The organism is Desulfovibrio gilichinskyi, from assembly GCF_900177375.1.
Taxonomy (GTDB): Bacteria; Desulfobacterota; Desulfovibrionia; order Desulfovibrionales; family Desulfovibrionaceae; genus Maridesulfovibrio; species Maridesulfovibrio gilichinskyi.
The window spans coordinates 149120-173763 of sequence record NZ_FWZU01000002.1 but is presented as its reverse complement, the minus strand read 5'-3'; the positions used below and the strand labels follow the sequence as shown (position 1 = coordinate 173763).

At 43.2% G+C, this 24644-nt stretch carries 26 protein-coding genes; 8 read left to right on the top strand and 18 right to left on the bottom strand.

Annotation, left to right across the window (positions count from 1 at the left end; all coding sequences use genetic code 11):
* Nucleotides 1-28: 28 nt before the first annotated feature.
* The 3 genes from B9N78_RS05730 to B9N78_RS05720 are packed head-to-tail and all read right to left on the bottom strand — an operon-like array spanning nucleotide 29 to nucleotide 3069.
* On the bottom strand, nucleotides 29-997 hold the full coding sequence (locus B9N78_RS05730) for a polyprenyl synthetase family protein (RefSeq protein WP_085099716.1): 969 nt from the start codon (nucleotides 995-997) through the stop codon (nucleotides 29-31).
* 48 nt (nucleotides 998-1045) lie between these two features.
* Nucleotides 1046-1753 (bottom strand): futalosine hydrolase, encoded by a 708-nt coding sequence (mqnB, locus tag B9N78_RS05725; RefSeq protein ID WP_085099713.1) that lies wholly within the window; start codon nucleotides 1751-1753, stop codon nucleotides 1046-1048.
* Nucleotides 1754-1758: 5 nt separating this feature from the next.
* On the bottom strand, nucleotides 1759-3069 hold the full coding sequence (locus B9N78_RS05720; protein WP_085099710.1) for a nucleotide sugar dehydrogenase: 1311 nt from the start codon (nucleotides 3067-3069) through the stop codon (nucleotides 1759-1761).
* Between the two features lie 138 nt (nucleotides 3070-3207).
* Here B9N78_RS05720 and B9N78_RS05715 point away from each other — a divergent pair, with 138 nt between their 5' ends.
* Nucleotides 3208-3417, top strand: a complete 210-nt coding sequence (locus B9N78_RS05715; protein ID WP_085101269.1) for a DUF2065 domain-containing protein — start codon at nucleotides 3208-3210, stop codon at nucleotides 3415-3417.
* A 19-nt stretch (nucleotides 3418-3436) separates the two neighbouring features.
* Here the strand turns inward: B9N78_RS05715 and B9N78_RS05710 are convergent, their stop codons facing one another.
* The 9 genes from B9N78_RS05710 to ahbB form a co-directional block, all read right to left on the bottom strand.
* Nucleotides 3437-4171, bottom strand: coding sequence for a ubiquinone/menaquinone biosynthesis methyltransferase (locus B9N78_RS05710; protein ID WP_085099707.1), 735 nt, complete (start codon nucleotides 4169-4171; stop codon nucleotides 3437-3439).
* Nucleotides 4172-4354: a hypothetical protein gene (locus B9N78_RS05705; RefSeq protein WP_085099704.1), complete on the bottom strand. Its 183-nt coding sequence runs from the start codon at nucleotides 4352-4354 to the stop codon at nucleotides 4172-4174.
* A gap of 291 nt (nucleotides 4355-4645) precedes the next feature.
* Entirely contained in the window at nucleotides 4646-6742 is a 2097-nt protein-coding gene (locus B9N78_RS05700; RefSeq protein WP_085099701.1) for a hypothetical protein, read from the bottom strand.
* A 68-nt stretch (nucleotides 6743-6810) separates the two neighbouring features.
* Complete coding sequence (locus B9N78_RS05695) at nucleotides 6811-7212, bottom strand: cytochrome c3 family protein (protein WP_085099698.1); 402 nt, start codon at nucleotides 7210-7212, stop codon at nucleotides 6811-6813.
* Between the two features lie 138 nt (nucleotides 7213-7350).
* Nucleotides 7351-8205 carry a precorrin-3B C(17)-methyltransferase gene (gene cobJ / locus B9N78_RS05690; RefSeq protein WP_085099695.1) on the bottom strand — a complete coding sequence of 285 codons (855 nt, stop codon included), beginning with the start codon at nucleotides 8203-8205 and terminating at the stop codon, nucleotides 7351-7353.
* On the bottom strand, nucleotides 8091-9134 hold the full coding sequence (locus B9N78_RS05685) for a cobalt-precorrin 5A hydrolase (RefSeq protein WP_137982497.1): 1044 nt from the start codon (nucleotides 9132-9134) through the stop codon (nucleotides 8091-8093). Before B9N78_RS05685 ends, cobJ begins: the two co-directional genes overlap by 115 nt.
* A gap of 87 nt (nucleotides 9135-9221) precedes the next feature.
* On the bottom strand, nucleotides 9222-10493 hold the full coding sequence (locus B9N78_RS05680; RefSeq protein ID WP_085099691.1) for a hypothetical protein: 1272 nt from the start codon (nucleotides 10491-10493) through the stop codon (nucleotides 9222-9224).
* A 192-nt stretch (nucleotides 10494-10685) separates the two neighbouring features.
* Complete coding sequence (gene hemL, locus B9N78_RS05675; RefSeq protein ID WP_085099688.1) at nucleotides 10686-11954, bottom strand: glutamate-1-semialdehyde 2,1-aminomutase; 1269 nt, start codon at nucleotides 11952-11954, stop codon at nucleotides 10686-10688.
* Between the two features lie 82 nt (nucleotides 11955-12036).
* Complete coding sequence (ahbB, locus tag B9N78_RS05670; RefSeq protein ID WP_085099685.1) at nucleotides 12037-12531, bottom strand: siroheme decarboxylase subunit beta; 495 nt, start codon at nucleotides 12529-12531, stop codon at nucleotides 12037-12039.
* A 307-nt stretch (nucleotides 12532-12838) separates the two neighbouring features.
* On the opposite strand from ahbB, the gene B9N78_RS05665 reads away from it, so the two are divergent.
* Together B9N78_RS05665 and B9N78_RS05660 are read left to right on the top strand one after the other, a co-directional pair.
* Nucleotides 12839-13408, top strand: a complete 570-nt coding sequence (locus tag B9N78_RS05665; RefSeq protein WP_085099682.1) for a cytochrome c3 family protein — start codon at nucleotides 12839-12841, stop codon at nucleotides 13406-13408.
* An 18-nt stretch (nucleotides 13409-13426) separates the two neighbouring features.
* Complete coding sequence (locus tag B9N78_RS05660; protein ID WP_085099680.1) at nucleotides 13427-14785, top strand: multiheme c-type cytochrome; 1359 nt, start codon at nucleotides 13427-13429, stop codon at nucleotides 14783-14785.
* 72 nt (nucleotides 14786-14857) lie between these two features.
* Here the strand turns inward: B9N78_RS05660 and B9N78_RS05655 are convergent, their stop codons facing one another.
* Both B9N78_RS05655 and B9N78_RS05650 read right to left on the bottom strand, forming a co-directional pair.
* The gene (locus B9N78_RS05655; RefSeq protein ID WP_085099677.1) at nucleotides 14858-15283 is read right to left on the bottom strand and encodes a hypothetical protein; all 426 of its coding nucleotides are present in this window, start codon (nucleotides 15281-15283) and stop codon (nucleotides 14858-14860) included.
* A gap of 3 nt (nucleotides 15284-15286) precedes the next feature.
* Complete coding sequence (locus B9N78_RS05650; RefSeq protein WP_085099674.1) at nucleotides 15287-15478, bottom strand: hypothetical protein; 192 nt, start codon at nucleotides 15476-15478, stop codon at nucleotides 15287-15289.
* Nucleotides 15479-15705: 227 nt separating this feature from the next.
* Between B9N78_RS05650 and B9N78_RS05645 the strand changes: the two genes are divergently transcribed.
* Both B9N78_RS05645 and B9N78_RS05640 read left to right on the top strand, forming a co-directional pair.
* The gene (locus B9N78_RS05645; RefSeq protein WP_085099671.1) at nucleotides 15706-16695 is read left to right on the top strand and encodes an NAD(P)H-dependent glycerol-3-phosphate dehydrogenase; all 990 of its coding nucleotides are present in this window, start codon (nucleotides 15706-15708) and stop codon (nucleotides 16693-16695) included.
* A 16-nt stretch (nucleotides 16696-16711) separates the two neighbouring features.
* Entirely contained in the window at nucleotides 16712-16990 is a 279-nt protein-coding gene (locus B9N78_RS05640; protein ID WP_085099668.1) for a hypothetical protein, read from the top strand.
* A 62-nt stretch (nucleotides 16991-17052) separates the two neighbouring features.
* Here the strand turns inward: B9N78_RS05640 and B9N78_RS05635 are convergent, their stop codons facing one another.
* On the bottom strand, nucleotides 17053-18015 hold the full coding sequence (locus tag B9N78_RS05635; protein ID WP_085099664.1) for a chemotaxis protein: 963 nt from the start codon (nucleotides 18013-18015) through the stop codon (nucleotides 17053-17055).
* 183 nt (nucleotides 18016-18198) lie between these two features.
* Here B9N78_RS05635 and B9N78_RS05630 point away from each other — a divergent pair, with 183 nt between their 5' ends.
* The 3 genes from B9N78_RS05630 (at nucleotide 18199) to B9N78_RS05620 (ending at nucleotide 21395) form a co-directional block, all read left to right on the top strand.
* Nucleotides 18199-18837 carry a hypothetical protein gene (locus B9N78_RS05630; RefSeq protein ID WP_085099661.1) on the top strand — a complete coding sequence of 213 codons (639 nt, stop codon included), beginning with the start codon at nucleotides 18199-18201 and terminating at the stop codon, nucleotides 18835-18837.
* Between the two features lie 113 nt (nucleotides 18838-18950).
* A complete protein-coding gene (locus B9N78_RS05625; protein WP_085099659.1) occupies nucleotides 18951-20630 on the top strand; it encodes a long-chain-fatty-acid--CoA ligase in 1680 nt (559 codons plus the stop codon).
* A gap of 246 nt (nucleotides 20631-20876) precedes the next feature.
* A complete protein-coding gene (locus tag B9N78_RS05620; protein ID WP_085099656.1) occupies nucleotides 20877-21395 on the top strand; it encodes a hypothetical protein in 519 nt (172 codons plus the stop codon).
* Between the two features lie 68 nt (nucleotides 21396-21463).
* Here the strand turns inward: B9N78_RS05620 and dxs are convergent, their stop codons facing one another.
* From dxs to B9N78_RS05605, 3 genes are all read right to left on the bottom strand, one after another.
* On the bottom strand, nucleotides 21464-23383 hold the full coding sequence (dxs, locus tag B9N78_RS05615; protein ID WP_085099650.1) for a 1-deoxy-D-xylulose-5-phosphate synthase: 1920 nt from the start codon (nucleotides 23381-23383) through the stop codon (nucleotides 21464-21466).
* A gap of 135 nt (nucleotides 23384-23518) precedes the next feature.
* Nucleotides 23519-24409: a polyprenyl synthetase family protein gene (locus B9N78_RS05610; protein WP_085099647.1), complete on the bottom strand. Its 891-nt coding sequence runs from the start codon at nucleotides 24407-24409 to the stop codon at nucleotides 23519-23521.
* Nucleotides 24399-24641 (bottom strand): exodeoxyribonuclease VII small subunit, encoded by a 243-nt coding sequence (locus B9N78_RS05605; protein WP_085099645.1) that lies wholly within the window; start codon nucleotides 24639-24641, stop codon nucleotides 24399-24401. The genes B9N78_RS05610 and B9N78_RS05605 overlap by 11 nt, the downstream gene beginning before the upstream one ends.
* Between the last annotated feature and the right edge of the window lie 3 nt (nucleotides 24642-24644).

The window sequence follows — 24644 nt, the reverse complement described above, 5'->3', positions numbered from 1 at the left end:
AGCAGCAACTCCTGTATTTAAGCTACACCTACTTGCTACGGGTCAGTACAAAATCTGCTGCCTGTTTAAGAATGCGCCGTTCAACACTGTCAGACAGTGGAGTCAGACAATCTTTAGCCTTTTCAATGTAAGCGGCTGCTGATTCCCTGGTCTTTGTGCCTAAACCTTGCGCCCGAATACTTTCAAGAACCTCATCACGTTTTGCATCTGTAAGGGTTCTATTTTTAATTTCAGAGAGCAGCAATTCAGCCTCTTTACCATCTAACATCTCAAGATAAAAAATTAAAGGTAAAGTGATCTTTCCCTCTTTCAAATCGCCGCCTTCAGGCTTACCGGTATCTCCTACTGGAGATTCATAATCAAGGGCATCGTCAACCAGCTGAAAGGCTATACCCATGTTGAGGCCGAAATTTCCCAGCGCATCTTCAAGTTCCGCGCTGTCAGAGGCAACGGAGGCACCAATCCGACATGAAGCTTCAATAAGCCTTGCTGTCTTTCCTATAATAATATCCATATATACAGCGCGGTCGACTTTCGGTTCTGAAATATGTGCTATTTCGCGAATTTCTCCGTCAGCAGTAGACATAATCGCTGAGGCCAGAATAGAACTTATACGTGATTTACCGTAATCAGCCCCTATTAAATTGGCGAGAGCAAGAAGTACATCCCCGGCAAGGATTGTTTCTGTAGTACCGAAAACAAGATGTGAAGCAGTAACTCCTCTTCTTAAATCAGCATCATCAAGTATGTCGTCGTGAAGCAAAGTTGCAGCATGCAGCAGCTCAAGCGCGCTGGCTAAAGGATAAATATCTTCTTTTGAATATCCCAGACTACGTGCAGAAAGTATGGTGAGAATCGGACGTATCCGTTTACCGGGAGCAAGCAGTACATGCTTCGCAACCCCTTTTACCAATCCCTCAAGCTTATCGGTTTCTTCATCCAAAAAACCGTTTATCTTAGGCAACTCTTGCTTAAAATAGGCTAATAACTCAGTCATCCGCGTATGAATTATCCCAGTTGTGAGTGGGAAGAACAGATCAAAAAATCAGGATGTTTTCTTAACCAGAGGAGAACAGATTCGGCCAAGTTCCGCCAATGCTCCCTTCAAATCCCAATCTTTACGATCCCTTGACCCCACAAGGTTCGATACAGTCCGCACCTGACATACAGGAACCCCCGAAAGAGCACATCCATACGCAGTGGCAAAACCTTCCATATTTTCTATATCCGCCTTAAACTCAGTTTTGAGCCGCAAGGCCTCATCTTCCGTTGCGGTAACTCCGCTCACTGTTAAAGAAACAGCTTCGGGCAGTTTTGCAAATCGGTCAAGCACTGACTTTCTAAAACTATTTCCGCAGTTGAGCTCAATCCGGTCCCATATCTGGATACCGTTTATTTCAGCGAGGCTGAAACCAAGTCCTTTCGGATCTATTTCTTTTCCATTTTTGAGCCCGTATTCCGGCCATATTTCCGTCTTTACGATGCATGCTGAACCGACTGGAAACCGATCAGGATTGAAAGTACCTGCTATTCCGGCAAGAACAACAATCCCTATTTCATATTTTGCAAGAGTCTGTCCCAAAGCAAAAGATGAATTAATAATCCCGATACCGGTAACCAGTAATAAACCTGATTGACCACTGAAATCAAAAGGAACTGCAACACCCTGCCTGAGATCAGGCAGTTCGCATACGCCTCCGAGGGCGGCTTTCATCTCCTTTACAGTCGCAGTGACAAAAAGAATATCTTTCACCGATTCTAGAGTCTCCAGGATCTGATTCCAGCCTTAGCCAGCTCATCCCGATCAAAAAAGCATTTTACGTCAATGATCAGTGCATTTTCAGGCTCTCTAAACCAGCTCTTAATTTCGTCAAAACTCAGGCTGCGATATTCTTTATGCGAAACAGCAAGAATAAGAGCATCAAGGTCCTTAAATTCAGAAAAAGGAACGGTTTTAAGTCCATATTCTTCGATTGCTTCATTCGGATCAGCATAAGGATCGTGAACCAGAACTTTCACACCGAAAGAAAGCAATTCGTCAACAACGTCAACAACTTTGGTGTTACGCAGATCAGGAACATTTTCTTTGAAAGTAAGACCGAGGATACCGACTTTAGCATTTTTAACTTTACTGTCGCCGTCGATCATCTGCTTAACAGTTGTGTCAGCAATAAATTTACCGACAGAGTCGTTGATTTTACGTCCGGCAAGAATAACCTGCGGATGATGTCCGATAGCTTCTGCCTTAGTGGTAAGATAATAGGGATCGACTCCGATACAATGACCGCCGACTAAGCCCGGACGGAACGGAAGAAAGTTCCATTTAGTTCCGGCAGCTTCAAGAACATCTAAAGTATCAATACCCAGACGATCAAAAATCATGGAGAGTTCATTCATAAGTGCGATGTTAAGATCACGCTGAGTGTTTTCAATGACTTTTGCAGCCTCGGCAACTTTAATACATGAAGCCCTGTGAGTTCCTGCGGTAACAACAGTTGAATAAAGTTTATCTAAAATTTCAGCGACATCTTCAGAACTTCCGGAGACAACTTTAACAATTGTCTGCAAAGTATGTTCTCTGTCACCCGGATTAATTCTTTCAGGTGAATATCCGACGCCGAACTGCTTGTGATATTCAAGACCGGATTGTTCAGCGAGGATAGGAATGCAGATGTCTTCTGTGAGTCCGGGATAAACTGTTGATTCATAAACAACAATTGTTCCCTCTGACATATGCTTACCAACCATGGTGGATGCGCCTACAACCGGACGGAGGTCAGGATTACGAGCTGCGTCAATCGGTGTAGGAACAGCGATAATAATAATTCCTGCTTTTTTAAGATCTTCAGGATTACTGCTGAATTCTACAAAATTATGAAAGTCTTTTTCAAGAACTTCCGCAGTGCGGTCGTAACCGTCACGCAGTTCGCCTACACGCTTTTCGGAAATATCAACTCCAAGAACATTAAAATGTTTTCCGAGAGCTACAGCCAGCGGCAGACCTACATAACCGAGACCTACAACTGCTACATAACTTTTTTTATTTTTAATATCTTCAAATTTAATCATGACGTTATATCCTTTAATGTTTTTCCGGAAAGCCGGATACCGACAATTTTTTTATCACCATATAACTAAAAATTTATCAACAAACTACCTGAAGAGGGGTAGACAATGTCTGACAGCCCATATAAAACTGCAGCTATTATGAATATCGACTGGTCTTTTCTGCTATCAGCCCTAGGCTTGGCCTTCATTCTTGAAGGAATACCATATTTTTTGTTTTCTGAGCGTATGCCCAGAATTCTAATCTCTATTATCGAAAGAGGACCGAGACAATTACGCATTCTCGGCCTTATCGCAATGATCTTCGGCTTGTTGCTTATCTCTTTCGGTCAATCTCTCGTAGGACTTTAACTACTCTGCTTAGGCGGTTCTAATCTGCCGGTTTTTCAGCAACGTGGATATACACGATGCCTGAAAGCAGCGGGACAAACATAACTCTGTCAAAACCGGAGTTACGAAGTTCTGTGCCTAAAGTTCTCTCATCAGGAAAAGAACGGATTGTATCTGCCAAATAGGTATACGCTCCAGAATCTCCGGAGACGATCTTTCCTAGGAGCGGCAGAATTCTGTTCAAATAAAAATTGTAGAACCCTTTCCATATGCGTTTACGTCCTGAACCGAATTCAAGAATGCAAAATCTTGCACCGGGTTTCAGTGTGCGCAAAATTTCTTTATATGCTTCTTCGCGTGGAAGAATATTACGAATTCCAAATGCTATAGTTGCTCCGTCAAGACATGAATCAGGAAGAGGAAGTTTCTTTCCGTCAGCCTGCACGGCGGCAATTTGATTTCCTCTTGTACTCTCATATTTGCCTTCTAATTTCTTAGATTTGCCACAGGCGAGCATGGGAAACGCAAAATCCATAGCGAGAACTTTGATGTCCGGATACTGTTTTACAAGCTCCACAGAAACATCAAGAGTTCCGGCAGCGAGATCAAGGACCAAACCGTTTTTAGCGGGACGGACCAGTTTAACCAGTCTGTATCGCCAGTATATGTCCTGCCCTGCGCTCAAAGCGTGATTCAGAAAATCGTACCACCCGGCAATGCGTCCAAACATGGCCGCAACTTTTTTACCGTGCTCCTGATGAGTCTGACCCTGCATCTACTCAGATTCTCCACGGACGTCTTCCTCTTTGATCTGCTGAGCCCTGACAGACGCGATAACATCGGCATAGATAGAACTGAAAGTCTCAGAGAAATTAGAAGGAGAAATTCTTCCCACTTCAATAAATTTCACTATGATCTCTTTAGTTACCTGCAAAGCCTGCTTCTCAATTTTATCCATAATATGCCTCCTTCTTACGCTGAAAAACCCCGCCCGGGGGGAAATGGCCACGACCTCCACAGGCAGGGCTACCGGGCGGGTAAAAAGAAAAAAACTTAAAAGCCCCTCTCTTTTGAGAGGCTCTTTAACATGAGACCCCTATTTAGTCGACCCGCATATTAATACACAAATAGGAACAGGACGGCGGTGGAATATAGGTTAAACCTCAATAATTAAAGCCATATAAATCAAAGAGGTCCGCTGGAAGATTACTCCAGCGGACCGTCAATTAATCTGATTTTTTTATAATTTCTATTCGTCAAAATCGCGGGCAAGAGCCGCAATCTCTTCTCTGATAATCCGCGCTGCTTCAGCAGGGACTGATCTTTCGAGCTTTTCAGCAAGAATTTCATCAATAGTAGATTTGAAATTGTCTTCGACATCACCTTTCATCTCTTCTATTTTTTCAATCAAGCGCGGAGTTAAATAATCCTCAATATCTTCTGTGAGTCGACTCTTGATGCGATAGAAGGAGGTAGACTCAGGATCAAGTTCTTTTTCAAGCTCTTTACTTACAAGTTCCGCCATATCAGGCTCGGCATTAAGTTTTTCTTCTAAAGCTGTAATTTTCTCAGCGACATCAGCCTTAATATCGAGCATTCCGGTCTGAACCCATTCCTCGACTCGTTCCTGGATTTCGTCAGCGGCAGCAACCGCAACGGCAGCAACTGTCGGAGAATCAGCCTTCAGTGTTTCGCTTAATCTCTGTCCGACAACAGACTCAATCTCTCCACTGGACAGCCGTTCTTCAAGTCCCTGAATTGAAGCCATCAAAGATGAAACAGTGTCCTCAAGTGAACCAATCTGAACAGTTTTTTCTTCAAGAGCAATAATTCTTTCAGAAGACTGAGCAAGAGCGACCTCAAGGTCCTCAGCCCGCTTTTCAGCCAGCACTGCTTTTTCTTCAAGAGCAATAATTCTTTCAGAAGACTCGGCAAGAGCGACCTCAAGGTCTTCAGCCCGCTTTTCAGCCAGCACCGCTTTTTCTTCAAGATTTGCTTCTGTGTATCCGGCCGCAGTAGAGTCAATAAGATCTTTAAGTTTAGCTAATTCTGAATCAAACGAATCAATTTTATCAGCCAGCTCATTTACAGCCGCAACTGTCACAATCGCTCCGGACTCATCAACCGGCAAAATATCATCTTCATCAAGATCAGATAGATCTATTTCAACATCTTCAAGTAATTCACCTAAATCAATATCGTCATCATCAAGCTGGATATCATCACTATCATCTAATTCATTAAGCTTATTAAGTTCTGATACGTCCATATCTTTATCAAGATCGACGGCATCTGCATCAGAGGGTTCATCCAAATCTGCATTTTTTTCTTCAAGAATTGAGTCAAGATCATCATCAAGAAAGACATCTCCTAAAATTTCTTCACTGAGCTCTGAAGCGTCTTCAGTTTCTGAATCTTCAAGAGTTGCAGTCTCTTCGGCTTCTGAATCTTCTGCTATCTCAACTTCTGGCACTTCAGTGGTTTCAGAAGCTTCAACCGGCCCGTTTACAGCGTCATGTTCATCAGCTTCTAAAGGATCGAGTCCTTCTTCCGAAAGCTCTTCAAGATCTGCATCGTCAGACAGCAGACTTTCGATATCTTCATCTGCAAGGACATCTTCGCCGAGTCCGGAAAGATCCACATCATCTGAAACTTCACCGAGCAGATCATCCAGTTCATCAGTTTCGTTATCATCACCGGAATCTTGCAGCAGTTGATCAAGGGCTGCGACATCTGTGTCGCCGTCAAATAAATTATCAATATCGTCTTTGTCGTCAGCGGCGACAGTGCTGTCACCGCCAAGTCCGTCGATAATATTATCTAATCCCTCAGCATCAACCTCACCTTCAGCGAAATCACCTTCGGCAGCCATAAGTGATTCTTCGCCAAGATCAAAATTTTCCAACATTGCATCTGTATCAGAATCAGAATCGGCAGATTCCAATTCTCCAGCTTCATTTAAAACATCATCAAGATCAAGTACGTCTTCGTTCTCTTCGACAACATCATCAAGATCGAGAACGTCTTCACCCTCTTCGACAACATCATCGAGATCGAGAACGTCTTCGCCATCTTCGACAACATCATCAAGTTCAAGCACGTCTTCGCCATCTTCGACAACATCATCGAGAACAAGAAGATCATCATCCTCTGAATCTTCTTCGATTTTACCGACAGCGGGCTCTTCAAGCTCCAGATCTTCGGAAAAAAGGTCTTCGAGTTCCTGCTCAAAACTTGCATCTACATCATGAACTCCAGAAGCATCGTCCGTGACAATTTCTTCCGCAATATCATTAAGGTCAAGAACCTCTTCCTTTGCCTGCTTATCCGGTGAATCCGGGGTCATAGCTTACCCTCTGTGAAAATTTAAAAAGGGGGCTCGCAAGCCCCCTTTCATTACAAAATCAAGAAGACTTACTTCTTAGGATGACAATCGCTACATTTGGTAGGACCAGTCTTAGCTTTATCTTTCTTCATAGCTTTATGACAGCCTACGCAGCTGTTATCTGCTTTACCATGAAAAGCGGAGTAGTAAGAAGTTGGAGCACTCTTACCTTCTTTGCTTGTGTCGATATGACATCCTTCAGAATCACATTTCTTAATTGCACCGGCACCATCCCATTTGTGATGACACTTTTTACAGTCAAGAGCAGCATGTCCTTTGTGTGAGAAATTAACAGGTTCTTTGGTCATCTTAGTGCCGGCAGGCGCTTTAATAACCAAATCGCCGGGAGCGTCTACAGCATACAAAGATGGAAGTGCAAACGCACATACCAATGCAGCTGTAACCATACAAATCAATAAGGTCTTTTTCATCCTAATTTTCCTCCATTAAAATAACGTTAACCTAATTACAGTCTTCTTGGAGATTTAATTTAGAAAAAAAACCATGTCAAGCACACTCAATAAAAACAATCCATTAACTGCTATTAAATAAAAAACTTTTTAGAATTATTATATGTCGTACTTTCCGGCATAACCGCGCGGGGTCAGCATTTTACCGGCAACTTCTCTAGTTGAAGAATTACCAATAATCAAAACAGTTTGCATATCAACATCCTGTTCATTCACGGTATCAAGAGTCACTAATTGAACCTTTTGGCCTTCACGATAAGCCCTGTTTACAATCCCGACAGGTGTTGATCCGCGTCTGAATAACTTTATAATATTTATAGCATCAATTAAATGTCCGGCTCTTTTTTTAGAACGGGGATTATAAATTGCGATTACAAAGTCGGCATCAGCCGCACACCTGATCCGTTTTTCAATCTTATCCCAAGGCGTAAGCAGATCACTTAAACTGACAGAGGCAAAATCGTGCATAAGCGGGGCTCCTAGCAAAGCTGCCGCAGCAGCGAAAGCCGGAATACCCGGGATAACTTCAAAACAGATATCACTGAAAAAATCGTGTGTTTCCAAAAGTTCCATAACAAGCCCGGCCATGGCATAGATGCCGGGATCGCCGCTGCAAACCATTGCAACATTTCTTCCGGCCACGGCTTCATCAACAGCCCTACGACATCTCTCAACTTCCGCCATCATACCTGTGGATAAAACATCTTTACCCTCAAGCAAATCCGGAGCAATTAATTTTATATAGCCTGTGTACCCTACCACAACGTCAGCCAGATGGATAGCTTCACGTGCATGCGGCGACATTAAACATTCATCACCGGGGCCGAGGCCGACTATTTTTAAACACCCTTTACCCGCACATCCTTGGCCAGAGACATTGTCACCCGTGCACTTTTTTTCTTCGGGACAATCAGATTGTCCCCCCCGGACTGTTTCATTGCTGCTGCTTCGCATACACTGCCAACTCCCATATGTTTCATCACCAGTCCCGAAGGAGTGGTTCCTTTAATTTCTTCTAATTCATCTGCACTGAAAAAATTTATTTTCAAGTTCTTCTGCCGTGCAAATTCAAGCATTCCTACTTCATCATTTTTCGCATCTATAGTTCCAAGTGAAACAATTGATTGCAGAGCAATTCCATGATCCGCCAGAACATCCGTTACCAGCGCATTAATCTCTTCAGCCGGCACGCCTCTGCGACATCCTACTCCGAGCCGTAAACACTTCGGATAAAGTTTCAGCACGTTTTCAGGCAAATCGTGAATGCGCCAATCAATGCAGACACCGCATCGCAATTCATCAAGATCTGCAACGTTATCAACTTTATAAAAAAACTCACTTAGCCCGTCTATATTCAGAAATATTTCAGGGTCATATACCCCTACTTTATCACCATCAAGCAAAGCCGAATTTACATGCTTAATTGAGCCTGTATCACCGATTACCAACCCGCTGGCACGTGCAAGCATATCGATTGAAGGAACCCCGGCACAATCCGTAGCGGTTGTAATAACAGCAGTCGCTCCGATCTGACCTGCAACCATACGGGCAAGCTCATTAGCACCGCCTAAATGACCGGAAACAAGCGAAATTGCAAATCGCCCTTCCTGATCAAGTACAACTACAGCGGGGTCGGTATCCTTTGATTTTAAATGCGGAGCTATCGCCCGAACAACAATACCCGAAGCCATAATAAAAATATGTGATTCATAAGCAGAAAAAGTATCTGAAATGAGAGACGTGAATCCAGTGAACGGTATATCACTTTCTTCAGCATAACGCTCTAGGACGTATGAAACCGAGCCTGTTGCAAACGCAATTTTACGCGCAAGGTCTGCACCTTTTGCAGTGAGGGAATAAATAGCTGTTTTAGAATTGCTCATAAGAAGTAAATACGGAAAAAAGATAAACAAAGCAAAGGAGAAGAGAACATGGCAGATTCGAAAAGACTACAGACAGACCGGCCTCAGCTAGTTACCGGCAATACTCCGCTCTTTAAAACGGTGAACTTTGATAACTTTATCAGCACTGCCTTCAACTCTACCTGCATCAGTCATAGCACTGCTGAACCTTACAGGAGCGGGATTCTCAGCGGAGAATTTAAGATTATCACTAAAATTCAACTTTTTATGATCCCCGCGGAACGCCTGATTCAAATCTCCTTTGAAAAATGAAACTATATCCCAGAGAGGGAAATTAAGTTCTAAAGCAAGCCTTTCATCATCTACAGCAAAACGATTCTCAACTTTTTTCGCCTTGAATGCGACTACAGCAGGTCCGGCATCAGCATTAATTCCACCGCGATAGACGGACTGCATATCGGACCATTTCCAGCCGCTATCCAGTTGCAACCAGTCAAGAACATTAACAGTTCCGCCAAGTTCTGTGGTCAGACGGGCTACATCTTCGCGCCCCAGATCAACATCCGACACGGAATTAAACTGCGTATATTCAATACCAAGTCCGCCAGAGACTTTGAACCAATCATTGCCGAAATTATTCCGTATCTTGGCGACATGCTGGCTACCGCCTCCGAATCCTACAAAAGCAGTGGTCGTATCTGCAGCAGCCATTGCTTTCTCCGGGATCAGACTTGCCCCGTCAGCATAGTAATAATTGTAGCTTCCTTCAAACACGCTATAAAAATCTTCAATCGGTTCAAACTCTTTTTCATATTTTGCGCCGATATTATACTGAGGCATACGGTATTTCTGTGTTCCGCTAAAATCAAAATCCTGTTTTATCTCTTTTTCAAGATACGCAAGGGAAAAACGCATGAGACCAAGCCCTTCGCCAGTGTCATCACTCAGCAAAAACGCATGGGACGTGGAGAGCTGTAAAAAGTTACTTGATCCTGTTATATCCGCAACTCCGGCCCATCGATCATCCATGCCAAGCCATTTATATTTTCCGCCAAATTCAACAAGTTCTTTATCAAGAAGGTAGTTTGTAGACAAAACAGTCGCGCTAACTTTGTTGTCAATTTTGTAGGAGAATTCAGTGTTATGAAGTTTGGGATCACTATTCTGGTCGTCCGGATCATCTGTCAAAGCTCCTGGCGCGCTTAGGCTAAAAACAGAATCACCGAGTTTATAAGAACCGGAACTTCCGGAAAAAGAAAAAGGGGAAGGAGCAGATGAATTCTGGCCGGAACGCACCGCACTATTAGCTGTACCCGCAACGGACGGAATCGTCAGCAGACATAAAAGCAGCAAAACCATATTTAATATTTTTTTCAACATGGCGCGTAAAACCAGCCTTGATTATTGAGTTCACTACCTTGAAACATATAGAAACATCAACCAAGGCGCAAGAAACTTCGGTTAAAACTAGCAGAGGTAAAAACTTACTAAAAAAAGTTTGAAAGGGGAGTCCAGAGTGGGAAACTTCTTACAAAAATTTCCCACTCTGGACATCAAAGAGTTCTTAATAAATTAACCTTTAAAGCTTTTAACAGCTTCAAGAGTAGCTTCGTAATCAGCTTCGCTGTGCGCGAAAGAAGTGAAAGTACATTCAAACGCTGAAGGAGCAAGGTTAATACCTTTTGCACGCATATGGCGATAAAAAGCAGAATAAATATCAGCATCGCCAGTCTTTGCAGACGCAAAATCAGTTACCGGCTTGTCAGTAAAGAACAAGGTAAAAATCGAGGCAATATGATTCAAAGTCATTTTGAATCCGTTCACTTCGAGTGCGGCTTTAAGATCCTGTGCAAGCTTAAGCGTGCGAGCTTCGAGAGCTTCGTAGTCCTGCTTCTGTAAAGCACGAAGAGTAGCAATACCTGCTGCCATGGCAACAGGATTACCGGAAAGAGTTCCAGCCTGATAAACGTCACCGCAAGGGGAAATACGGTTCATAAATTTACTCTTTCCTCCGTATGCTCCTACGGGGAAACCGCCACCGATAATCTTACCCAAAGTAGTCAGATCTGCTTCAACTCCGAAACGCTTCTGTACTCCGCCGGCGGAGACTCTGAATCCGGTGATCACTTCATCGAAAATTAAAAGTGCACCGTACTCGTCGCAAATATCGCGAAGTCCCTGTAAAAATCCTTCAGCAGGGAGGACGAGTCCCATGTTTCCGGCAACAGGTTCTACAATAATAGCAGCAATGTTTTTGCCTTCTTTTTCAAAAACGGCTCTAACTGCGGCTAAATCATTGTATGGAGCAAGCAAAGTATCTTTAACTGTGCCTTCTGGAACACCGGGGGTTCCGGGAATAGAAAAAGTTGCGAGTCCTGATCCGGCACTGGCGAGAAAACAATCACTGTGCCCGTGATAACATCCTTCGAATTTAAGGACTTTATCTCTCCCGGTTATGCCACGTGCAAGACGCAGAGCACTCATGGTTGCTTCGGTTCCGGAATTAACCATACGGACCATCTCAATAGATGGAATCATTTTAATAATTTCTTCCGCAAGAGTTATCTCATCAGGACACGGTGCGCCATAACTTGCGCCCATATCCACGGCTTTATGTGCAGCGTCTTTAATAGGCTGATACCCATGACCGAGCATCATCGGGCCCCAACTCATTACGTAATCGATGAGCTCCTGCCCGTCGACAGACCACATACGACTGCCGTCTGCTTTTTCTATGAAAAGAGGATCACAGCCGACGCTCTTGCAAGCTCTGACAGGGCTGTTAACACCGCCGGGTAGAACTTCCTGCGCGTGTTTAAAAAGATCAGAAGATGAAGCCATAAAAGACACTCCTATCTATAATTTTAAGCATTGAGGTATAACACTATTTTTAAATGAACTTAAAAATATTTTCTAACAGTAATTAAGAGCTCTTTTTGAACTCAAAATATTTCATTGAGGTTTTTTTGAGTTCTTTCAAACTTTTCAAGATACAATGATCGGTGATGCCTGTTTCCGCCATCAGTTCACTTACTACTTTTTTACAATCATCAAGACCTTTGCCGTGAATCATAGTGTATAAATTGTAAGGCCACTCAGGGAAAACACTACGCAGATAACAATGGCTGATTTCCGGTCTTTTCGCCATCTGTTCGCCGATTTTCTCAGGATTCTGATCAGCTTCCACACGCCACGCAACCATTGCGTTAGCCCCGTATCCAGCTTTTTGATGCCTTAGAGTGGCACCGAAACGGCGAATTATTTTTTCATCTTTAAGACGAGTCAGCAATTCGATAACTGTATTTTCATCAGTCCCGACTTTCTCAGCTATATCAGCATAAGGAGTGGCACTTTCGGAAAGAGTTCCACCTGCAAGTGCCAAAATGTTTTCTTCAATCTCAGTAAATTTTATAGCCATATCCCATCCTTGACTGCGGCCTGACTCAGACCGGGTTCGTTTTTATAAAAAGGTGATACCTGCATATTGCTTCATGCTCAAGGGTTGAAACACAATTAATTACCATGAGCAGTTTGTATAGGCTCAAAAATTCCACACTCCACTTTTTTTCATACATCCAAATCTTTTGACTTAAGTCATAGACACAATTTTCTAATGATGAGATATTTATAGAACTATTAATTTTTTTTAAGGAGGTGTTCAAAAAAACAGATAATAAATCAGTAAGTTAAGAGACAAATCCTAACAACATGGAGGTGACTGAAAAATGCCGAAAAACCCTAAACCCAAAGGGGGGAGCGGTTTCAGTCGAAGATGGCGTTGGGGAGTTGCAACGGGACTTTTGGTAGCAGTTGTTACGGTGCTTGCATCTGGGTTTATGATAGATACGACAAATACAGATGTTTTCTGTCAAACTTGTCATGGAATGAAACCTTTCAGAGCGGCTTGGCAGCAGTCTATACACGGAGGAGAAAATCCGCAGGGCTTTGCGGCCCAATGTGTAGATTGTCATTTGCCGCATGGAAACTTTCTTGAATATCTGACCACCAAAGCAATCACCGGAACAAGTGACGTAATCCATAACTTCACGTTCAACCCTTCAGAGTTCGACTGGGCCGAAAATGCCGAGAAGAACAGGCTGAAATTCACCTACGACAGCGCATGCAGGCATTGCCACATTAAGCTGGAACCAAGAGGTGTTAAACCTGGAGCTCTTCTCGCCCATCGGGCTTATCTGTACGGACAGACGGATAAGAAATGCGCAAGTTGCCACCCTCATGTCGGTCACAAAGACATGATTGAAATGGCTAACAAGTTCTTTGAAAAGGACTTATGATTTTAATTGGGGGGAATCATGTTAAAGCAGGTAATTAAATTAGTGATAGCCGGGATGGTCATAACACTGTCGGTTGCAGTTGCTTATGCTGCACAAACTACGGCTCCTTTTCCAAACCTTGCTCCTAAAGAGCTGGTGGTTAAAAGAGGGTTTTCTAAAGACGCTACAAATTGTATTGAATGTCATGCCAAGAAAACTCCCGGAATTGTTGATGATTGGAAATCAGGGAAAATGGCTCACGCCACAGTATCCTGTTATGATTGTCATGTTGTTGAAAAAACATCACCAATGGCAAGTCAATGCGAAGGGCTTAAAGGAACTAAAATTTTTATTTCCCCGATGGTCTCTTCTAAAACATGTTCCCGCTGCCACCCACAGGAAGTCGATCAGTTCCTGAAAAGCGGACATGCCAAGCTTGCCGGAAATCCGGTCATCGACAACAAAAAATTTATAAAACTGATGTATTACTATGAAGGCGCACAGTTTATCGGAGTAAAAGACGATGCACCTCAAAGCACGGCTTCACGTTCAGCCGGCTGCCAGATGTGTCACGGGACTCAGGTTGAACTTGGACCGGACAACAAACCTATCAAAAACACTTGGCCGGGCGGCGTAGGAACACGTTATCCCGATGGATCAATCGGTACTTGTACTGTGTGCCATACCAGACACAAATTCTCCATCGAGGAAGCCCGGAAGCCGGAAGCTTGCGCCAGTTGTCATCTGGGACCGGACCATCCGGATATTGAAATTTATCAGGAAAGTAAGCACGGTCAACGTTACGCCGCACATGGTGAAGACTGGAGATGGGACAGTGCTCCTGACGCGTGGCAGCCGGGCGACTATGAAGCCCCTACCTGCGCAGTCTGCCATATGAGCGGAATCGGCGAACTGAGTACCACTCATAACATCAATGAACGCCTCAAGTGGGATTTGATGCACCAGAAGAGCGTCATCCGCAGCGGAGAACGCGGAGACGGCGAAAAAGGTGATGAACTTATGCGTCAGGTATGTGTCAACTGCCACGGCACGACTCACACAAATGTCCAACGCAAAACCCTTGATGATGCTGTAGATCTTTACAACACCTATTGGGACGGCGCGACGAAGATGCAAAAAGAACTAGCTGAAAAGAATCTGTTGCTGATTGATGATCCTTGGAACGACGGATTTCAGGAGCTGATGTACTACCTCTGGCACCATTGCGGCAGACGCGCACGCCAAGGCGCAGCGATGAATGGACCGGACTATGCCCATTGGCATGGTTTCTTCCAAGTATTCCAAGTCTACAAAGATATGCAGAAGATTTATGAATACCGAATCAAGACTGGAAAGATCGAAGATCTGTCGCATGTGATGAGCACAGGGCCTCTCTGATCTGTTTAAATTCGGCAAACAATCTCTAACAAGGAGGGTGCAATGCACCCTCTTTTTGCTGATTAAAGGCTATTAACAAAAAATACTGTTTAGGATTGTCAGGACCGATAAAGCAATCGCTATAAGACAAATAAAGAAAGCCTCTTTAAGCCACTTATTTGCTCGCGCAATTTCTTTATTTTCATTTATTATCTCAAGTTTGATCTCAGACATGGGAACTGCTGCATACCTTGGATACAAGGCATACAGGCAGATGAGCAAAGAAATAATATACCCCAAAACAGATCCATAAAAACAGTAACTTTGAAACCCTGTTCCGGCTGAGGTAAAAGTATTAATCAATCCCAGCATGGCTATATTTGTTGCAGATAATATAGCTGAATAAGTTTGAAGGTGCGCTGCCACACCATATTTACCCTGCTCGAGCTTTTCAAACCTTTGCTGCTGATCCGGCGTTAACGGCACACCTTTTTTAATTTCAAGCTCAGATTCAAGCATAATCTACTTTTTAACATTAAAAGGTTTCCCGCACAGAGAATTTCCGCATATATACACATCCGAGTCAGCCGTAGGACTCTGCCCGTCATGTGTGCTGCATGAGTTTAAAACTATAACATGAGTTATGGCTTTATATAAATGGTGCGGCCCATTAAAGGAACAGTAAGGACATTCAGCTTTAACAGTATCGTTCATGACAATCTCCTGCAATTTAAGCTATTTATAAATACAAGTTATTCTATACACTAAAAGAGATAAAGTAAAGCTTATACTATTCAGATAAGCTCTTCTTGCGGTGATGCGGGTTGCCATAATCACTTAGTATGCGTACATTACTCCGGTTAAGTGTATGTAAATAATATCCGCAAAAGAGATGAAACCTTTTTTGAGGAATTCCAATATTTTGTTTTGAAGGAGTAAATATGAAGATTGCTGTTATTGGTGCCGGAGCGTGGGGTACCGCTTTAGCAAACACGCTTGCCCGGAATAATCATGACGCGAGCCTCTGGGGCAGAAGTGCGGAACTGATTGATGAGATAAAAAAAACTGGCCGCAATACAATATACTTACCGAATTGTGACCTTTCAAAAAAACTCAAATGTGACTGCGATCCTGCAAAAGTCATGGACGGAGCAGAATATTTTATTCTTGTTGTTCCAAGCCAGTTCATGCGCTCATCTTTGATCAGTCTCAAGCACCTCTTTCCTAAAAATCCTGCAATAATCTGCGCCAGCAAGGGAATTGAACTGAATTCAGGCGCACCTATGTCTCAAGTCATTGAGGAAGCTCTTGAAGGACTAAACCCAAGATACGGACACCTTTCAGGGCCGACCTTTGCTTATGAATTAAGCGCGCAAAAACCCACTTCCATAGTTTTGGGATGCGAAGATGAAGAGCTTGGAAAAGAAGTTCAGGCTTTCTTTGCCAATAATTATTTAAGAGTATACACCAATCCAGATTTCCGAGGTGTTGAGCTGGGCGGTGCCATAAAAAATGTTATGGCCATAGCCGCCGGAATAGCTGACGGTCTGAATTTCGGAAACAATGCCAGAGCAGCTCTCATAACTCGAGGTATTACCGAAATGAGCAGACTCGGCGTTGCAATGGGAGCAAATCCCGCAACGTTCATGGGACTGTCCGGACTCGGAGATCTCATACTCACCTGCACCGGAGATCTTTCCCGCAACCGACAAGTCGGCTTAAAACTGGGACAAGGTCTTAAGCTTTCTGAAATCCTTAAAATGAGAATGGTCGCCGAAGGAGTTAAAACAGCAGAATCTGTTCATACTCTAGCTAAAAAGTTAGGCGTTGAAATGCCGATTACCGAACAAGTCTACAAAATACTGTACAAAGACAAAGACCCTGATAAAGCAGTTTGTGACCTGATGGAACGCGACCTTAAACCGGAATAAAGAAACGGAGTTAACTATGAAAAAAATTTTGACTGTTATAGCTGCACTGCTGATTATCGGAGGATGTTCTAAATGGCAGAATCCAAATCTGGTTGACCCTGCCCAGCGAAATGAGATCCTCGCAAAGGATAAAGCTTTCTGTGGACAGCAGTCAGCTGAAATTGACCCAATCGGAGCAGAAACTGACGACGCTCCACCGGAGCCGACAACATATGAAGCCGAATTTTCCGAGAACTACTCGCAGGCTAATATTTTTGAGAAATGTATGAAAGAACGAGGCTGGCGCAAAAAATAATCCGCATAAATATTTAAAGCCCCTGCCGGAATCACCGACAGGGGCTCTGTATTATCTTGTTATTACAGAACTTCCGCACGTTTTGCTCTATATTTTTCTATCTGCGCAATAGCCCGCCCTGTAAGCGCGCCGAATTCCGGCTTTGTAACCTGATCATCTGCCTTAACTTTCTCGCCCTTATGATAAAGCCCCTTGGTTATCAGCGAAGAAAACAAAATTACAGGAAGCTTTGATAATTCAGAATCTTCCTTGATCTGACGGGTAAGCGTATAGCCATCCATTTGCGGCATCTCTATATCAGAAACAATAACATCAAGCATGTCAGTAATCGATTTTCCGCTATTCTTTGCTTCATTGCGCATGGCAAGCAATCCTTCCCACGCTTCAAGGCCATTGGTAAAAAGTTTAACATCAAAGTTGGCTGCTTCGAAATTTTTGTTAAGCAGGGTCCGGACAGAGGCGGAATCATCTACAATAAGTGCTGACCACTTTTCAGGAGCCGACAAACCTCCTCCTTCCAGATTTTCAGCCATACTCGGATCAAGCTCACCAAGAATTTTTTCAAGATCTATCATTAAGACAAAACGATCATTCAAATCTATTGTCCCTGTGATGCAGTTTGAGCCCATATCAGCGATATATTTACTCGGCGTCTTTAAGTCAGTCCACCCTATCCTGTGAATCTGGGTCACTCCGCTGACAAGAAAACCGGTAATGACAGAATTAATCTCAGTCACAATAATTAATTGAAATTCTGATTCCTTACGTTCAATCCCCAGCCACACCGATAAATCAATCACCGGTAGAATTATATCACGCAGAGACATTGTTCCCAGATAACTCGGATGAGGAGCTCCTTCAGCTGCTTCCAGTCCCTTCGGGGCCTCAACAACTTCCAAAACTTTGGCAACATTTATTCCGAAATAATCCTTATCATTGACATCAGCTTTTGCTTCATCAATATAAAATTCAATTATTTCAAACTCATTTGTCCCCGTATCCAGCAGTATATCCTTCCCGCTCATAAAATCCCCCGCTCAATTTCTAAACTGAGCATATATTACAGATTCAGATCATCACGTTTAACCAAGAATGGCTGATCTGGACCATTAAAATTCACCGCAGACTTTTGCTATATGTTTGCCCCATTCACCTTAATGGTATAAGAAAGCTCTTAGCAATAATTTTATATAAAAACTGAGGATACTATGCTTAAAGAATCTGCAATTGTAAAATTAATTACATTCATATTTTTGCTGACGCTGGCAGGTTGTGCAAGCCATGAAGTTAAACCTGCTGTTCCAATGACGATATTCAACCCTAAATCAGGGTCGTTCAATGTCAAAGTTGTTTTATTTCAGCTAAACAATGACGGCAGCGTTCAAAGGCTTGAATCCGGAATTGTTCCCATGGAGCAAAACATAATATCTGCGCTGCAAGGATTAGGATACCATTATAATCCGGACGGTAACGTTGATTATCTGATTGAAGCCAGGATCGGCAGTATTTCTCCTAAACAGGCTGTAGCGGAAAGTTCTGAGACTGTAGGTTTTGCAGTTGATGATGGCGGAGACTGGCCTTTTTTTGATGATTACCCTGTTATTGTCAGTGAATGGTCCCCAGAGATACAGAGAATTAAAAGTGGACCGGATTCTTGCTTTATAACCACGCAGGTTCTCATAAAAGCCGATGAAGATCAGCGTGACATCGTTGTTTATCATGGCACTCCAAGACCACTAGAAGTCCCTTTTGTATTAGGATGCCCTTTTTCAGAGTGCGGGCAGGGAGCAAATAAGAATTTAACAGATTACATTCTTTCCATTTTTACCACGGCAACACGCAATTAATATACATACTTGCCAGAACTTAAACTGATCATTATACTCGCGCCTCCCTGCAGCTAAGACCTGCCCTTAATTTGAGGGTATCAGATTAATATTGAATAATCGGAAGGTGTTGAGTGGAACCTATTCGCCCATGGCTTGATCATTACGATCCGGAAGTACCCAAAAATCTGGATTTCAATTACTGCCCTCTTTTTGAATATCTGGATAGAACTGCTGAAAAATGGCCTAAGCGAAAAGCCATTGAATTTCAGAACTGGTCAATTACGTATGAAAAGCTGAAAAGCTATGCGGAAGTAATGGCGGCGAATCTGCGCAAAAACGGAATCGAAACAGGCGACAGAGTCGCTTTAATGCTTCCGAACACACCGCAGATGATTATTTCTTACTGGGCCATACTCAAAGCAGGCGGCGTTGTCACAATGACAAACCCGCTTTATATGGAAACTGAAATAGTCCATCAGTTAAATGATTCAGGTGCAAAATTTATCATTACTCTGGACATGCTTTGGCCCAAGCTGCTTAAACTGCGTGACAAACTTCCTGTCCAAAAATATTTTATCACCAAAATTTCAGACGCTCTAAAATTCCCACTCAAGCACTTATATGAGCTCAGAAGACTGAAAGATAAAAACACGCCTAAAATTCCATATAACGATTCTTCCGTCCTAAAATGGAAGAATCTGATTGAAGGCAAAGAAACATATTCAGCCCCGAATATACGCCCGCTTGAAGATACAGCCCTGCTCCAGTATACAGGAGGAACAACAGGACTTTCCAAGGGGTGCAAAATCACACATGCAAACCTCGGGGCCAATATTCAGCAGTTTCATGCTATGCTTCATAAACTGGGAAGACAGCAAGAGGTAGTACTTGGAATTCTCCCCTATTTTCATATATATGGCCTTACTGTCTGTCTCAATTATTCTACATCACTTGGAGCCACTATGGTTCCATTTCCCCGCTATGTGCCGCTTGATGTTCTTAAGGCAATGCATAAACTTAAGCCGACTCTTTTCCCCGGCGCACCGTCTTTATATATCTCTCTGCTCCAGCAAAAAGAATTAGCTAAATTTGATATTGCGTCGATTAAATATTGCATTTCAGGGTCCTCCCCTATGCCTGTTGAAGCGATTAAGCAGTTTGATTCCGTTTTCGGTGCAACCATTGTTGAAGGGTTCGGACTGACGGAAGCCTCCCCTGTAACGCATCTCAACCCGCTTGACGGAAAGAAAAAGCCGGGATCAATCGGTGTCCCTGTCCCTGGAACAGATGCCGCAATTGTAGATATGGAAGTGGGAAGCATTCCCTTGGCTCCTGGAAAAATGGGAGAACTGATTGTTCGCGGTCCTCAGGTCATGAAAGGGTACTACAACAAACCCGATGAAACTGCCGGAGCAATACGCAACGGCTGGCTTTACACCGGAGATATCGCTTATATGGATGAGGAAGGATATTTTTATATAGTGGACCGCAAAAAAGATATGATCATTTCCAGCGGTTACAATATTTACCCGCGTGAGGTGGATGAAGTATTATACGAACATCCTAAAATTCAGGAAGCTGTAACAGTAGGCTTACCGCACAAGACCCGTGGTGAAGTTGTTAAAATATATATTGTACTTAAAGAAGGGCAATCGATGGATCGCACAGAGATAATTGCCTATTGCCGTGAAAAACTTGCAGGATATAAAGTACCAAGACAGGTTGAATTCCGTAAAGAGCTGCCGAAAACAATGGTAGGTAAAGTACTTAGACGTGCTTTACGTGAAGAGGAAATGAATAAAAATAAATAGATATTTTTGCTCAATATTTTATAAACTGTAAAAGGTTCATCTGAATAATAAATTCTTAAGTGCTCAAATCGGTCACAGAATTTATTCCATTCAGATGGGCCTTTTTTATATCCGCGTATCTTTCTTGTTCCCATATTTGACAAGACACCTTGTTAGGTCCATTATTTAAAAATCAAATAAAACAGCATATTATATCATAAAAAGCATAATACCCACGACAACGAATAAAACCGATACGGGGTGAGCATGTACGAAAATTTAAAATCTGTAACAGTCGCAGCCGGAACAATAGGTATTGTAATGCTTCTTCAAAAAGGAGTCGGCGTGCGCGGAATTGCCGGAATGAGCATAAGAGAATTTCTCCTAGCAGGTACCGGCTTTTTACCTGAATATATAGAAAGCAGAATCAGAACTGTTTTTCTTAACAATTGCCCTGCGGATAATATCGATATCGTCAAAGTTAAAGATGGCGATATATTATCACTTTCAGGGGCCTTGCCCGGCGTTGCGGGTATGGCAATGGGCCGCGATACTCCAATAAGCCCTTTTCGCAGTGAAATCAGCGCAAAAAACACCGAAGATGTGGGTGAAGGAGAGATTTTGCTGAAAGTGAAGCTCTTCAACCTTATTGCTAAAGAAGTCGGTGCCAGCTTGCTTGAGCAGGGAGTTATTGTTGATGCGAATCTAGTGCTACAGACTTTCGGGGAAAATGCACCTGACGGAATTACCGCTGACACCGGTAATGTACTGCTGATAGTGAATTAGAAATAAAATTAGGCACAAAAAAACCTGTCGGATCTCTCCGGCAGGTTTTTTTATTCTTTCAGCAAAAACTATTTTTTATCAAGTAGTTCAAGCATCGCATTCTTCATTCCGTTTTTATCAATACCGATTTCTTCACGGAGTTCTTTCTGTGTTCCGTGCTCAATAAATTGATCAGGAATACCAAGACGTTTAATGTGATGCCCGTCAAGCACGTCTTGATCAACAAAAAACTCGACAACAGCTGAACTGAAACCACCGGCTTTAGCATTTTCTTCAACAATGACTATCCGTTTAAAGCGGGAAGCCAATTCCAGAAGCTGTTTTTCAGGCAGCGGCTTTAAAAAGCGAGTGTTAAAAATAGCAATGGAGACTCCATACTCGTCATCAAGCTCTTCGACAGCTTCAACGGCAGGCCAGACTCTGGACCCCAGAGTAATGATTACTCCGTCAAATCCATCACGAAGAAGCTCCCCTTCACCTATTTCAAGCAAAGAAGGTTCTTTGTCCATTATTGCCCCGATTCCAACTCCGCGTGGGTAACGGACCGCTGCGGGGCCGTTAAAATTAAAAGCGGTCGCAACCATACGTGCAAGCTCAGCTTCATCTTTAGGAGCCATGTAGATGAGGTTTGGAATATGGCGCATAAAAGACATATCAAATACGCCGTGATGCGTTGCACCGTCAGCGCCGACGAGTCCTCCGCGATCTAAGAAAAAGTTAACATTCAAATTTTGCAGACAAACGTCATGTACTATCTGATCGTACGCTCTCTGGAAGAATGTCGAATAAATTGCAACAGCCGGCTTATACCCCATGGTTGCAAGTCCTGCGGCAAAAGTTACGGCATGCTGTTCGCATATACCTACATCGACAAATCTATCAGGATAAGTTTCTCTGAAACAATCGGTTCCGGTTCCTTCCGGCATCGCAGCGGTGATGGCCATAATTTTGTCATCTTTTGCTGCAAGCTGGCAGAGAGTTTTACCGAAAATTTCAGTATATGAAGGCAGCCCGCCTTTAAATTTGGCGGCCATACCTGTTTCAGGCTCAAAACTGCCGACACCGTGAAAATGTGTCGGATTTTCTTCAGCCGGTGTGTACCCTTTGCCTTTCTTAGTCAGGACATGGACCAGCACTGGAGTATCAAGTTTTTTAACCTGCTCGAAAACTTCAATAAGATCAGCAGTGTTATGCCCGTCAATCGGTCCAAGGTAGGTAAAATCAAGTGCCTCAAAAAGCATTCCCGGAGTAAAGAAACTTTTAAACGAATCTTCGCCGCGCCTTGCGTACATAGCAAGGTCATCACCTATTTTAGGTATCTGCTTCAAAAGACTTTCAAAATCTCTTTTGAATCTGGTCAAAACAGGATGAGACAACTTACGACTTAAAAATGAAGATAACGCTCCGACATTAGCGGAAATAGACATTTCATTATCGTTTAAAACGACAACCATCTTGCGCTTCATTCCTCCGGCCTGATTAAGACCTTCGAAAGCCTGCCCGGCAGTCATTGATCCGTCACCAATAACAGCAACACAATTGCGGCCGCCGCCGTCAAGGTCATTAGCAACAGCCATCCCTAGAACGGCAGAAATAGACGTACTTGAATGACCTACGCCGAAATGGTCATAGTGACTTTCCGACATGCGCGGAAAACCGCTGATGCCGTCTTTATGGCGTAACGTATGAAACTGTTCATAACGCCCGGTCAAAATTTTATGAGCATAAGCCTGATGGCCGACGTCCCAGACGATACGATCAGTATCAAAATCAAAACACTTAAAAAGTGCGATGGTTAACTCAATTACACCAAGAGAAGGAGCAAGATGCCCGCCACTCTTGGAAACGGTATTTATAATACACTGTCTAAGTTCGTCAGCAAGCTGAACCAGCTCTTCTTTTCCAAGAGACTGAACCTGTACAGGATTCTTTATACTTTTAAGCAGGGGATACTCCCCGCATTTACATGACTTTTCAGAACTGCTCATATTCCCCGAACCTCGCACCGGGTTATACTACTCAAAAACATAGGCCAATATTCACCTGTAATCTCAAAGACCACTTAACAGTGTTAACCGCCTAAAACAAAAAACGCCACCGCACTTAGAATAAAAAATCAGTGATTAATAAACTCTATCAACTATATATTGCGCAAGCTCTGACAATAAATCAGCTTCTGCACCGGAATACGGGGAAAGAAGTTCCACTGCTTCATCCACATATTTACGTGCAAGCTCTTTACTTTCTTCAAGTCCGATAAGACAGGGGTAAGTCGATTTGCCCTGTTCTTCGTCACTTCCTACAGGTTTTCCAAGGGAAGCTTCATCGCCCACAACATCAAGAACATCATCTACAATCTGGAATGCAACGCCGATCAAACGGCCATACTCTTCTGCCCGTCTGACATCATCATCAGTTGCGCCGACTCCTCTGGCCAGAATAGCTCCTGACTTGCAGGCGGCAAGAATCAAAGCCCCGGTTTTCATTGCGTGCATAACTTTAAGTTCGTCAAGAGTTACGCCATCGCGTCCTGTATAGCTCATATCAACAGCCTGACCGCCGACCATTCCGCAAGCTCCTGCAGAATAAGCCGCGAGGCTGATAGCTTCTACTACAACTTCTGCCGGAGCTTTTGCCTGTGTCATAAGACCGAAAGCTTCTGTAAGCAGTCCGTCTCCGGCAAGAATTGCTGTGGCTTCATCAAATTTTTTATGATTGGAAGGCTTGCCGCGTCTTAAATCATCGTTATCCATTGCAGGTAGATCATCATGGATTAAAGAATAGGTATGGATAAGCTCAAGGCTTGCGGCAAAAGGCATAACCGCTTCTTTCTGCGCTCCAAGCATCTGCGCCCACACAAGTGCCAGCACAGGGCGAAGCCGTTTACCGCCTGCAAGAAGGCTGTAATCCATTGATTCAAGCAGACCATAAGGTATGCCGCGACCTTTAAGACACTCTGCGAGATATTGCTCAACTTCTGCAGCATGTACTGCAAGTTTTTCTTTAATTGTCATCAGTCATATCCTCATTTTCAACTTTAGCTTCAAAATCTTTAATTAACCCGTCACCAACAATTTTAACTTCATTCGCGGCTTTCTGGAGCTGATCCGCACATTTTTTAGCAAGCGACTGTCCTTCTTTAAAAAGAGCAACGCCCTCTTCAAGGGGGAGATCACCCTGTTCAAGACCTGCGACAATTGCTTTCAAACGCTCCAGTCTTTCTTCAAAATTTTTATTATCTTTCATATA

Excerpts from the sequence above, each read along its gene's own strand:
- B9N78_RS05720 (WP_085099710.1), bottom strand. The coding sequence starts at position 3,069 with ATGATTAAATTTGAAGATATTAAAAATAAAAAAAGTTATGTAGCAGTT.
- B9N78_RS05645 (WP_085099671.1), top strand. The coding sequence starts at position 15,706 with ATGAAGATTGCTGTTATTGGTGCCGGAGCGTGGGGTACCGCTTTAGCA.
- ahbB (WP_085099685.1), bottom strand. The coding sequence starts at position 12,531 with ATGGCTATAAAATTTACTGAGATTGAAGAAAACATTTTGGCACTTGCA.
- B9N78_RS05695 (WP_085099698.1), bottom strand. The coding sequence starts at position 7,212 with ATGAAAAAGACCTTATTGATTTGTATGGTTACAGCTGCATTGGTATGT.
- B9N78_RS05635 (WP_085099664.1), bottom strand. The coding sequence starts at position 18,015 with ATGAGCGGGAAGGATATACTGCTGGATACGGGGACAAATGAGTTTGAA.
- B9N78_RS05620 (WP_085099656.1), top strand. The coding sequence starts at position 20,877 with ATGTACGAAAATTTAAAATCTGTAACAGTCGCAGCCGGAACAATAGGT.
- B9N78_RS05665 (WP_085099682.1), top strand. The coding sequence starts at position 12,839 with ATGCCGAAAAACCCTAAACCCAAAGGGGGGAGCGGTTTCAGTCGAAGA.
- B9N78_RS05680 (WP_085099691.1), bottom strand. The coding sequence starts at position 10,493 with ATGTTGAAAAAAATATTAAATATGGTTTTGCTGCTTTTATGTCTGCTG.
- B9N78_RS05715 (WP_085101269.1), top strand. The coding sequence starts at position 3,208 with ATGAATATCGACTGGTCTTTTCTGCTATCAGCCCTAGGCTTGGCCTTC.
- B9N78_RS05605 (WP_085099645.1), bottom strand. The coding sequence starts at position 24,641 with ATGAAAGATAATAAAAATTTTGAAGAAAGACTGGAGCGTTTGAAAGCA.
- hemL (WP_085099688.1), bottom strand. The coding sequence starts at position 11,954 with ATGGCTTCATCTTCTGATCTTTTTAAACACGCGCAGGAAGTTCTACCC.
- B9N78_RS05730 (WP_085099716.1), bottom strand. The coding sequence starts at position 997 with ATGACTGAGTTATTAGCCTATTTTAAGCAAGAGTTGCCTAAGATAAAC.
- B9N78_RS05640 (WP_085099668.1), top strand. The coding sequence starts at position 16,712 with ATGAAAAAAATTTTGACTGTTATAGCTGCACTGCTGATTATCGGAGGA.
- dxs (WP_085099650.1), bottom strand. The coding sequence starts at position 23,383 with ATGAGCAGTTCTGAAAAGTCATGTAAATGCGGGGAGTATCCCCTGCTT.
- B9N78_RS05660 (WP_085099680.1), top strand. The coding sequence starts at position 13,427 with ATGTTAAAGCAGGTAATTAAATTAGTGATAGCCGGGATGGTCATAACA.
- B9N78_RS05705 (WP_085099704.1), bottom strand. The coding sequence starts at position 4,354 with ATGGATAAAATTGAGAAGCAGGCTTTGCAGGTAACTAAAGAGATCATA.
- B9N78_RS05610 (WP_085099647.1), bottom strand. The coding sequence starts at position 24,409 with ATGACAATTAAAGAAAAACTTGCAGTACATGCTGCAGAAGTTGAGCAA.
- B9N78_RS05655 (WP_085099677.1), bottom strand. The coding sequence starts at position 15,283 with ATGCTTGAATCTGAGCTTGAAATTAAAAAAGGTGTGCCGTTAACGCCG.
- B9N78_RS05700 (WP_085099701.1), bottom strand. The coding sequence starts at position 6,742 with ATGACCCCGGATTCACCGGATAAGCAGGCAAAGGAAGAGGTTCTTGAC.
- B9N78_RS05650 (WP_085099674.1), bottom strand. The coding sequence starts at position 15,478 with ATGAACGATACTGTTAAAGCTGAATGTCCTTACTGTTCCTTTAATGGG.
- B9N78_RS05710 (WP_085099707.1), bottom strand. The coding sequence starts at position 4,171 with ATGCAGGGTCAGACTCATCAGGAGCACGGTAAAAAAGTTGCGGCCATG.
- cobJ (WP_085099695.1), bottom strand. The coding sequence starts at position 8,205 with ATGCGAAGCAGCAGCAATGAAACAGTCCGGGGGGGACAATCTGATTGT.
- B9N78_RS05685 (WP_137982497.1), bottom strand. The coding sequence starts at position 9,134 with ATGAGCAATTCTAAAACAGCTATTTATTCCCTCACTGCAAAAGGTGCA.
- B9N78_RS05630 (WP_085099661.1), top strand. The coding sequence starts at position 18,199 with ATGCTTAAAGAATCTGCAATTGTAAAATTAATTACATTCATATTTTTG.